This window comes from Nostoc sp. DedQUE04, from assembly GCF_034530995.1.
In the GTDB taxonomy this organism is placed as follows: Bacteria; Cyanobacteriota; Cyanobacteriia; order Cyanobacteriales; family Nostocaceae; genus Nostoc.
Genome location: NZ_JAVRCA010000048.1, coordinates 57,193 through 67,193 on the forward strand (window position 1 = coordinate 57,193; position 10,001 = coordinate 67,193).

Annotated in this window: 6 protein-coding genes and 1 pseudogene; 2 read left to right on the top strand and 5 right to left on the bottom strand. The window is 39.0% G+C overall.

Annotated elements, in window-relative coordinates:
* Positions 1 to 5 precede the first annotated feature (5 nt).
* Positions 6 to 2,195: a xanthine dehydrogenase family protein molybdopterin-binding subunit gene (locus RM049_RS26865; protein WP_322706333.1), complete on the top strand. Its 2,190-nt coding sequence runs from the start codon at positions 6 to 8 to the stop codon at positions 2,193 to 2,195.
* A 709-nt stretch (positions 2,196 to 2,904) separates the two neighbouring features.
* On the opposite strand, the gene argJ is transcribed toward RM049_RS26865, so the two are convergent.
* From argJ to RM049_RS26890, 5 genes and pseudogenes are all read right to left on the bottom strand, one after another.
* Positions 2,905 to 4,068, bottom strand: a complete 1,164-nt coding sequence (argJ, locus tag RM049_RS26870; protein WP_322706334.1) for a bifunctional glutamate N-acetyltransferase/amino-acid acetyltransferase ArgJ — start codon at positions 4,066 to 4,068, stop codon at positions 2,905 to 2,907.
* Positions 4,069 to 4,237: 169 nt separating this feature from the next.
* Positions 4,238 to 5,752 (bottom strand): response regulator, encoded by a 1,515-nt coding sequence (locus tag RM049_RS26875; RefSeq protein WP_322706335.1) that lies wholly within the window; start codon positions 5,750 to 5,752, stop codon positions 4,238 to 4,240.
* 18 nt (positions 5,753 to 5,770) lie between these two features.
* Entirely contained in the window at positions 5,771 to 6,799 is a 1,029-nt protein-coding gene (locus RM049_RS26880) for a PAS domain S-box protein (protein WP_322706338.1), read from the bottom strand.
* A gap of 114 nt (positions 6,800 to 6,913) precedes the next feature.
* A pseudogene (locus RM049_RS26885) lies at positions 6,914 to 7,747 on the bottom strand (PAS domain-containing protein); the annotation flags it as partial.
* A gap of 691 nt (positions 7,748 to 8,438) precedes the next feature.
* On the bottom strand, positions 8,439 to 8,576 hold the full coding sequence (locus tag RM049_RS26890; RefSeq protein ID WP_322706336.1) for a hypothetical protein: 138 nt from the start codon (positions 8,574 to 8,576) through the stop codon (positions 8,439 to 8,441).
* A 315-nt stretch (positions 8,577 to 8,891) separates the two neighbouring features.
* Here RM049_RS26890 and RM049_RS26895 point away from each other — a divergent pair, with 315 nt between their 5' ends.
* Complete coding sequence (locus tag RM049_RS26895) at positions 8,892 to 9,239, top strand: hypothetical protein (RefSeq protein ID WP_322706337.1); 348 nt, start codon at positions 8,892 to 8,894, stop codon at positions 9,237 to 9,239.
* Positions 9,240 to 10,001: the final 762 nt, after the last annotated feature.

A 10,001-nucleotide genomic window follows, 5' to 3' on the forward strand; every position in this document is an offset into this window, starting at 1 on the left:
TTGATATGAATAAAATTATTGGGAAACCACTTGATCGCGTTGATGGTAAGCTGAAAGTAACGGGAGAAGCACCTTACACAGCCGATGTGCCAATCGAGAATTTAACTTATGGAGTGATTTTTCAAAGCGCGATCGCTAGCGGTAAAGTTATCCAAATAGACACATCCGCAGCCGCAGTCTCTCCTGGTGTGCTAGATGTCGTTACTTATCAACAAACCCCATCTCTGGTAAAAATACCTTTCTTTGGGCCTCCACAACCTCAATCAACTGAAAAAGACCATAATATCTACTACGATGGTCAACATTTGGGGGTTGTAATTGCCCAAACTTTAGAAGAAGCCGAAACTGCCGCCTGTAAGATAAAAATTATCTACGAAGAAGCCATTCCGACAGTCACAATGGCACATACAGAGCTATTTGAACCCGAATCAATATATTTTGGGATGACGCCAGCTAAAATCACTAGAGGGGATGTTGAATCGGGGAAAGTACAGGCAGATGTCTTGGTAGAGCAAGTTTATAGCACGCCAGTAGAACATCATAATCCCCTAGAGCCTTCTGCAACCATCGCTATGTGGGAGGGAGATAACTTGACGCTCTATGAAACCACTCAAGGCGTTTCTGCAACCCAAAGCCGAATTGCATCTATTCTGAATATTCCCGAAGAAAATGTCCGCGTCATCTCCAAATACTTAGGCGGTGGATTTGGTTGTAAAGCACTGCTGCGATCGCATACGATTTTAGCAGCGATCGCAGCTCGTCAGGTAAAACGCCCTGTAAAAGTAGTGCTAACGCGATCGCAAATGTACACTGCTTGCGGCCACCGTTCTGAAACTCAGCAGCAGCTAACATTAGGTGCAACCAAAGAAGGTAAACTAACTCTGATCGAGCAAATTGGGACATCTTTAACTTCCGTGTTTGATGACTTTGCCGAACCAGTGGGTGCAGCAACAATCATGATGTACGCCTGTGCCAATTTGGAAATTAAATACCGTTTGGGACGCATCAACGCCGGCACACCAACCTTTATGCGCGGGCCAGGAGAAGCACCGGGAATGTTTGCCTTAGAATCGGCAATGGATGAATTGGCATACACCTTAAATATCGATCCAATTGAACTAAGATTAAGAAATCATGCAGATATCGATCCGCACAAAGGATTACCTTGGTCAAGTAAATCCCTGAAAGAATGTTATCAAAAAGGGGCAGAAATTTTTGGATGGACACAACGCAATCCAGTTCCCCGTTCCATGCGAGATAATCATTTCCTGATTGGTTGGGGAATGGCAAGTGCGACATTTCCTACCAATGCTAGAACTGCATCAGTCAAGGTAGAAATTTTTGCCACTGGAGAAGTGAAAGTACAAAGTGGTACTCAAGATATCGGTACAGGTACTTATACAGTGATGACGCAGGTAGCTGCTGAAGTATTGGGATTACCAGTGCAGTTTGAATTAGGTGATACTAATCTTCCCAAAGCCCCAATTACAGGAAACTCAGTTACAGTTGCGAGTGTTTCGCCGGCGGTGCATCAAACTGCGATCGCCGCACGCGATAAGATAATTAAAATGGCGATCGCAGATGCAAATTCTTTGCTTTACGGCTTGCAAGCAGAAGATATTGCCGTTGACTCTGGGCAAATATTTTCAAAACAAGACCCATCAAAGCGAGACAGCTACACCGATATTCTCCGCCGTCATAAATTAGAAAGTTTAGAAGTTACAGAGGAATCCTCACTCAACCCAGAGAGCCAACAATATGCCAAACACTCATTTGGGGCGATATTTGTCGAAATTGCAGTTGATGAATTGTTAGGAGAAATCAAAGTTAGACGTTGCGTAGGCGTTTATGATGCAGGGCGAATTCTCAACTTCAAGACAGCACGCAGTCAAGTTATCGGCGGAATTACCTGGGGAATTGGTATGGCGCTGATGGAGAAAACTGTAATAGATCCTAATCAAGGCAGAATAGTTGGTGCTAACCTTTCCGATTACCTGATTCCCGTTCATGCAGATATCCCCAATATGGAAGTGCAATTCATTGACGAACGCGATCCTTATGTGAATGCACTAGGAACCAAAAGTCTGGGGGAACTTCCGATTGTTGGGGTAGCAGCTGCCATATCTAATGCAGTTTATCATGCCACAGGTAAGCGGATTCGCGATTTGCCAATTACGCCAGATAAGTTGTTGTAAGCGAATCGGTTTGTAATTACAACAGAAATCATCTATTTGAACCACATCTGTTGTAGGGACGCAAGCCCTTGCGCCCCTACCGCGTGGTCTATTTAGCTGAAAATAGCTGTAATATCATGTCCGCTTGATTGCTTATTAAACCCGAAGAACCCCACCCCGCCAAAGCTGTGCTTTGTCTCCCCTCCCCGCTCTTCGGGAGGGGTTAGGGGTGGGGTTCTTTTATTATGGGTAATTAGGCTGAAATGATATTATATAATGTCCGCCTAATTACTTATGTTGCAATATTTCGTATTAATATCGTGATGTTTGTCAGGAATGTTGCAATGTTTGCCATGAATATTGCAATGTTTGTCATGAATATTGCAATGTTTGTCATGAATATTGCAATGTTTGCCAGGAATGTCGCAATGTTTGTCAGGAATGTCGCAATGTTTGTCAGGAATGTCGCAATGTTTCTGATGAACATTCCAATATTTATTATTAATATTAGGTTTATAAAAAATATTTTTCTTTAACCACTGTTTTATAATAATTTTTTACATACAGTATCTCGTTTAAAATACTACAGATTCAAAGGAAAAATTTGATGAACCAGTGGCAACCTACTCCTCAACTCAAGAGTGACTTTGAAATTCGCTCCCCTTCTCTCAAAATTGGGAGAAGGGGTTAGAAGATGAGGGCAAATTTTGCATTTGTACAAGAAGTCTAATCAAGTCGAGTATTTACCATTAATTTCTATATAACCCTCTGAAAGATCGCAACCCCATACAGTTGCAGAAGCATCGCCAATATTAAGGCTAACATGAATATCTACTTTATCTTGAGACATAATTTGCCGTAACTGTTCTAGATTTTCATTAGTTAAGCTACTAGGATAAACTTTCACATTATCAAAACTAATAACAACTTTATCTTGATTTATTTGCTGTTCGTTTTCACATTTGCCTATAGCCATAGCAACTCTTCCCCAATTCGGATCTGCTCCATAAACAGCAGTTTTTACTAATGGGGAATTTACAATTGCTTTCGCTACTGTTTTAGCTTGTGTATAGTTAATCGCTGAATCTACAGTTACCTCAATTATTTTAGTAGCACCTTCTGCATCTCGTGCAATTTTCAGCACTAATTCCTGTGCAACTTCTTGCAATGCCCTAGCAAAATCTGGTTCTGAAACTTCACCCGCTATTCCATTAGCAAGAATTACAGCAGAGTCACTAGTAGAAGTGTCAGTGTCTACGCTCAAACAATTAAAAGTTTTATCTATAGTAGAGCGAAAAATAGAACGAAGGCTATTTGCAGAAATTGCAGCGTCAGTAAAAAAGAAAGTTAGAAGAGTAGCCATATTCGGCTCAATCATGCCAACACCTTTGGCAATTCCTACTAACTTGGCATTTCCTATTTGTCGTGTAGCTAGTTTCGCTACTGTATCGGTGGTCATAATACCACGAGCGGCGGCATGAAAATCAGCATCAGTCAATTTTTTGCCCAATCCTAATAAACCAGCCCGGATTTTTTCAATGGGGTAACGTCTGCCAATTACACCTGTAGAAGCGATCGCGATATTATGTGCAGCAATTCCAGTTTCAGTAGCAACTAATTGCAGAACTTCTTGAGCATCAGCGATGCCAACCGAACCATTAGCTACATTTGCATTCTTAGATATAACAACAATTGCTTGTGCTTGTGAATCTTTTAAATTATCGCGGCTAATAGTAATACTTGGCCCAGCAAAAAGACTTTGAGTGAAAACTCCATCTGCAACACAAGGGACTGATGATTTAATCAATACAAAATCATCAGTTGTATCTCGTATTCCCAAATTCGTGATGAATGTACTAAAACCTTGAGGTGTAGAAGATATAGTTAATGACATTTTTCGATATTTAATAATTTGGGTTAATTATCTCATATCAAGTTCAGTTATTAGTCATTTGTCATTTGTCATTTGTCCTTTGTAATGACAAATGACCAAGGACAACCATAACAAAAGTTTTCACAATCTCCTGCAAGGATTGCTATAGCAATTTCTGGATTATTGAGTACTATAAATCAATTAATGTAAGAGTGAATGTAGTCCATCCATTGCCACTTTCTACTTGAATGTTTCCTTGCAATTGTTCCACTAATTTCTGGACTATAGATAAACCTAAACCCGAACCACCTTGATTCCAGATATCTGCATTGGGTAGACGATAAAATTTATCAAATATTCGTGGTAACTCTATTACCGGAATTTCTACTGAATTACTAACAGTAATAATTGTTTTTGCAGGTGTTTCCGAGGAATTGTGACTTACACTTAAGACAATTTCACCACCGGCAGGTGTGTATTTACAGGCATTATTGAGCAATTCTACTATAATGCGTTCCAAGCTAATGCTATCTGACAATAGCGGCGGGAGATTTGCGGGGAGATTCGGCTGTAGAGTTTGCTGATGTTGTTGAACACGAATTTGAAACGGCTCGATAATCCAAAATAACCACTGTTGTAAGAGCAACGCATCAGGTGTAATAACTGGATAGGATGAGCTTTCTAGCCGTTGTAAGTCTAGTAGATCGTTAACTAATTCTAGTTCGCGATCGCACTCGCTTTCTATTAATTTTAGATAGCGTTGAGCATCCTCAGTATTATTATATAATTGTATCATTTGAATCATCATCTTGATATTACTCAGAGGCGATCGCAGTTCGTGAGAAACTAAATTCAAAAAGTCATTTTTGAGTTGATTTATCTCCTTCCATTGCACCACAAGTTTTTCTTGCTCAATTTGCTTTTGACGCGCCTCAATCGCTCGTTTGCGCTCAGTAATATCTCGAAACACTAATACAGCGCCTGTAATATTATCTTTGTCATCTTTAATTGGTGCAGCGCTGTCATCAATTGGTATTTCTGCACCATCTTTATTAATTAGAATTGTTTCTGCGGGGAGATGAACTATAATACCATCTTGAAGAACTTTTATAGTCGGACTTTCAATAGAGTTATGAGTTTCACCATTAGCAATATTAAATATCTCTGAGGAATTTCTACCACACGCTTCTTCTTGTTTCCATCCAGTCAGATTTTCCGCAACCGGATTCATAAAAGTGATTACATCTTGTAAATCGCTAGCAATTACACCATCGCTGATACTTTTTAAAAGTGCATCCAGCCATTTTTTATTAGCTTTTAATTGCCTTTCTAAACCATGCTTAGTCAAAGTTATTTCAATATTTGTTTGTAGTTCTCTTTCTTTAAAAGGTTTCAGCAGGTAAGCAAACGGCTCAGTTATCTTAGCTCGTTCTAATGTATTTTCATCTGCATAAGCAGTCAAATAAATTACTGGGATATCCAAACGCTTATAGATTTCTTCAGCAGCTTCTATCCCGTCCATTGAGCCTTTAAGCTTGATATCCATCAGAACTAAATCTGGAGATATTTCTCTTGCTATATTAATCGCTTCTTCTCCTGAAGAAGCAATAGCAGGCACTATATAACCAAATTTATTAAGCCGATATTGTAAGTCTTTAGCAACAATAGCTTCGTCTTCCACAACTAAAATTTTTGCGCTTGTCATCTTTTATTGATTGTCTATTTATATTAAAGGAAATGTCAACTGGCACTCTACTCCAGTAGAGCTTGTAATATTTATATTTCCTGCTAACTGATGGGTTAAAGCATCCACCAACTCCCATCCTAATGATGCAAGTTTTTTAAAATCAAAGTTTGGTGGTAAGCCAATCCCGTCATCACGAACTATTAGCATTAAATTATTATTAATTATTTTCTTTATTTCAATATTAATTGCACCATCACTACCTTTGGTAAATGCATATTTTAAAGAATTAGATACAAGTTCATGGATAATTAAGCTACAAGGAATTGCTGTATCTAAACCGAGAAAAATACAATCTTCCGTATTTATTGTCAAAGCTATCGCATCTTCATTGACTTCATAAGCAGTAAATAAACTTGTTACCAAATCTCGAATATATTCACCAAAATTAATCCTTGCTAAGTCTTGAGATTGATACAATTTTTCGTGAACCAGAGCCATTGATGCAATCCGTTGCTGGCTTTGTTGAAATATTACCAAATCTTCTTTGTCTTTTATATAGGCAGATTGCAGGTTTAACAGACTGGAAATAACCTGTAAATTGTTTTTGACCCGATGATAAATTTCTTTTAATAACACCTCTTTTTCTAATAGTGATGCTTGAATTTGCTCCTCCCACTGCTTGCGTTCGCGCTGCGCGGCTTTCCGTTCGTTAATGTCTTCGACCACAGAAATAAAATATTTTGGCTCCCCACTAGATTCGCGCATTAAAGACACAGTGAGATTAACCCAAACTAAGGAATTATCTTTGCGAAAATAGCGCTTTTCCATCGAGTAAGTTTGAATATTATCTGCTAAAATCTGCTCAACATATTTCAGGTTAGTATTAAGATCGTCCGGGTGAGTAATATCTTGGAAAGTTAACAACTGTAGTTCTTCGAGTGTGTAACCGAGAATATCGCAAAGCTTCTGATTAACTAACAACCAGCTTCCATCGATTGCGACATGGGCAATGCCAACAGCAGCTTGATGGAATGCAGCCCGAAATCGCTGTTCGCTCTCTCGCAATGCTTCTTCTATTCGCTGGCGTTCAGTAATTTCTGTCTGTAGCGATTCGTTGATTTTTGTTAACTCTGCTGTCCTTTCCTCAACCTTGCTTTCTAATTGGTTAAGTAGGCTATTTAGTGTCTCCTCTGCTTGCTTGCGATCGGTAATGTCAGTATGTGAACCTGCCATTCGTACTACATTACCATTTTCATCCCACTGTGCTTGCCCTCGATCTAAAATCCATTTATAAGTGCCGTCTTTACATAAAGCTCGATGTTCGGTAATGTAAAACGGTGTTTTCTGAGCAAAGTGATCTTGAACCGCTTGTTTCACCCGCTCAATATCGTTCGGATGCACTCGTGTCACGCATTCATCTAAATGGTTAGAAATTTCGTGGTTTTCGTAACCGAGCATTTCTTTCCAGCGAGCCGAGAAGAAAACTTCATTGGTTTTAACATTCCAGTCCCAAATTCCATCATTATTGCCTCGCAAAGCTAATTGCCAGCGTTGTTCGCTTTCTCTCAACACTTCTTCAGTCCGTATGCGTTCAGCAATTTCTTTTGCTAGTTGGTAGTTTGCAGCCTCTAGTTGGGCAGGACTCGGTAGAGCTAGCACCTGTGGCATTAATGGCACAAGCTCTAGAGCCGTTAATACGGAAACAAAAGCGGTGATAGCTTTGACTAACCCTGATAGCCAATAGGTAGGATACCAAAGCGTCCATACATCCATTAAATGAGTTGTGCCACAAGCAACGATGAATGTGCTAAACATTAGGAATATCCAGCCGAAAGGCATATCTCGCCGTTTACGGACAAAATAAACCAGCATCACTGGAATTGAATAATAAGCAAGTCCAGTTAACACATCTGAAATCAGATGCAACCACACCAATCCTGGTTTCCAGAGATAGCAATGTCCGTGGGGAATAAACTGGCTAGTAGAGAAAAAATTATTTAAAATTTCCATCATAAAAACCTACATATTGCACAAGTCTTCATCAAAGCCTGAAGTGCGAAAGAAGAGGTTTTTAGCCTCAGACCTTTTGTAGATGCGTATACACCTAGAGAGTGAGTCTCATATTCTCAAGGAGAACTACGTTTGGCGTTTGTCAGAGTTTTACCGTACTAGTTTTAGACTAGAATTGATTATTAGTTTGAGCTTCTACATTCTGTTTTCGTCATCTTTTCTGAGTTTTTTAATCTGAATAATATAAGATTTATTAAAATTAAAGTACCGCGATCGCTTTGGTTATCGTTACCGTATATCCTCTGAAATCAACCATTTACATATATAAAAACCTTCAAAAATTACAGTAATATTTCGGTTATCTACTAATCTAATATTCATCTAGCTGCATACGTGTATTTGCGGATTAACTCAAATCAGTTTGAGTAGGTCAGCACTATTAATTTATCATCTAGTGTCCGGTTAAAGATTTATCCTTAATACCGCACAGAACAAGTGGAAAAGCTCACTCTCAAGGTTTGAAGACAGAGCAACTGGCATTAGATGAGGCGCAGGTAGCAAACCACAAACTCCGTGTCGTAAGTAAAAAGCCAGGAACCTAGTGTTATTTTAGCTACAAAAATATAAACCCACTTTAGAAAACGTTGATGGCTAGATTCTCTTTCATCATGAAGAAGCCCATACATCAGCAAAACTATCGGCATTGCTGATGGTAAGGGTATCTGGGCAAGTGTAAATCTGGGTTAACTGATAGCAGGTGTGCGATTGACTGGCGGTGGTTAACTGAAATCACACTTTCGACCACTGTATCGATAAAACCGACTGCTACCATTACTCAGATGGCTTATTACTTATCTTGGAGTGAGACATTGGGTATTGGGCGCGATCGCTCATACTACACACCCTACAATACCCTACAGCGATGCCAAGGTAAAAAAATCCCCAGCTAACCTACTAAAGCCTGTTTAAACCCAAAATTAAGCTTATTCCAGTGATGAAAGGCAAAGGGACAGAGGGGCGATCTCACTTGACTGCAAAAAAAAACTTTGGTGATTGTTTCTACTTTTCCGAAAAAGAGGAATCGTAATGTGATTAACAATTATAGAAAACTTCCAATGCTTATTTTATTAAATAAAAAGGATGCACTATGAGTACAGAGAATGGAAAAAACTCTTTAGTCGAAACACAGTCTTTACTTGAAGAAAGTAAACAACCATCAACTCTCAATGATTCAAAAGGTCAGCAAGGTGTACAACAAAACGCTGAGGCAGTAAATAATACTTTTAATCTGCCACAAAACTATATACAAACAGACCCCTGGATTTACCGCATGATTGTTGGTACACTGACCTCTACAGTATTAATTTGCCTTATAGGTGCAATTGCTCTACAAGCAAACGGCAACAAACAAATTCCTGAACTTCTAACCGCTCTTGGAACTGGTTCTTTGGGTGCTTTATCAGGATTATTAGCACCATCCCCTATAAAAAGATAGTGTTTTCGTAATGCATCTTTTTTTATAGCATCTTTCTTGTACTTAACACTGATTTTACCTTGCAGGACATAGCGCTCAAGGAGCGCGTACTGTATTTTTCGCCTTTCGCTCTACAGCGACGAATTATTTGACCACAGCGACAAATAATTTGTCAAGTTCTTCAAGCTTGTAAGCTTCGCTCTAGAGGAATCTGATTTTTAGCCTTTCTGATATGAAGCTATAGAAGTTGCTTGAACAAGCAATATAGAAGAATTTGGATTGTTGACAAAAAATCTGTTGTTTTGGTCAAATAATTTGTCCCTCTACAGTTTTGGCTCCCCTCTCCGTGTCGGAGAGGAGTTGGGGGAGAGGTCAAAAAAGGGCTTGTCGAACTCACATTGCGTTACAATCTGCATGGAGTCATAATTGTTACAAAGTAATGCTCCTAAGTGGAAGGCAAACCAAGGAAGTACTCCAGTTTTACGAAAAAACTGGGTTTAAGAAGAGTATCAAAACTGGTTTTGGGGCTACACCAATATCTGACTGAGGTAGTGTTAAGCTTTTTCGTCGCTAAATATATATAGTGCTTGACTTATCTTTTCACAAGATGTAATTTATCAATATTGCATAAAACATCGGTAACTTAATCGGTTTTTAGTATTTTAGCAAAAATGAATATCTTTGTTGTAAATTAACCTAAGTTTAGAGTTAACAGTTTCTGCATAGTATCTGGAGTTTAGACTAAATATGTCAAATCCCAAGAAAAAATAGGAGGTCTGATTG

Coding starts and splice junctions, on each gene's coding strand:
- RM049_RS26865 (WP_322706333.1), top strand. CDS start 6: ATGAATAAAATTATTGGGAAACCACTTGATCGCGTTGATGGTAAGCTG.
- argJ (WP_322706334.1), bottom strand. CDS start 4,068: ATGTCATTAACTATATCTTCTACACCTCAAGGTTTTAGTACATTCATC.
- RM049_RS26875 (WP_322706335.1), bottom strand. CDS start 5,752: ATGACAAGCGCAAAAATTTTAGTTGTGGAAGACGAAGCTATTGTTGCT.
- RM049_RS26890 (WP_322706336.1), bottom strand. CDS start 8,576: ATGGTAGCAGTCGGTTTTATCGATACAGTGGTCGAAAGTGTGATTTCA.
- RM049_RS26895 (WP_322706337.1), top strand. CDS start 8,892: ATGAGTACAGAGAATGGAAAAAACTCTTTAGTCGAAACACAGTCTTTA.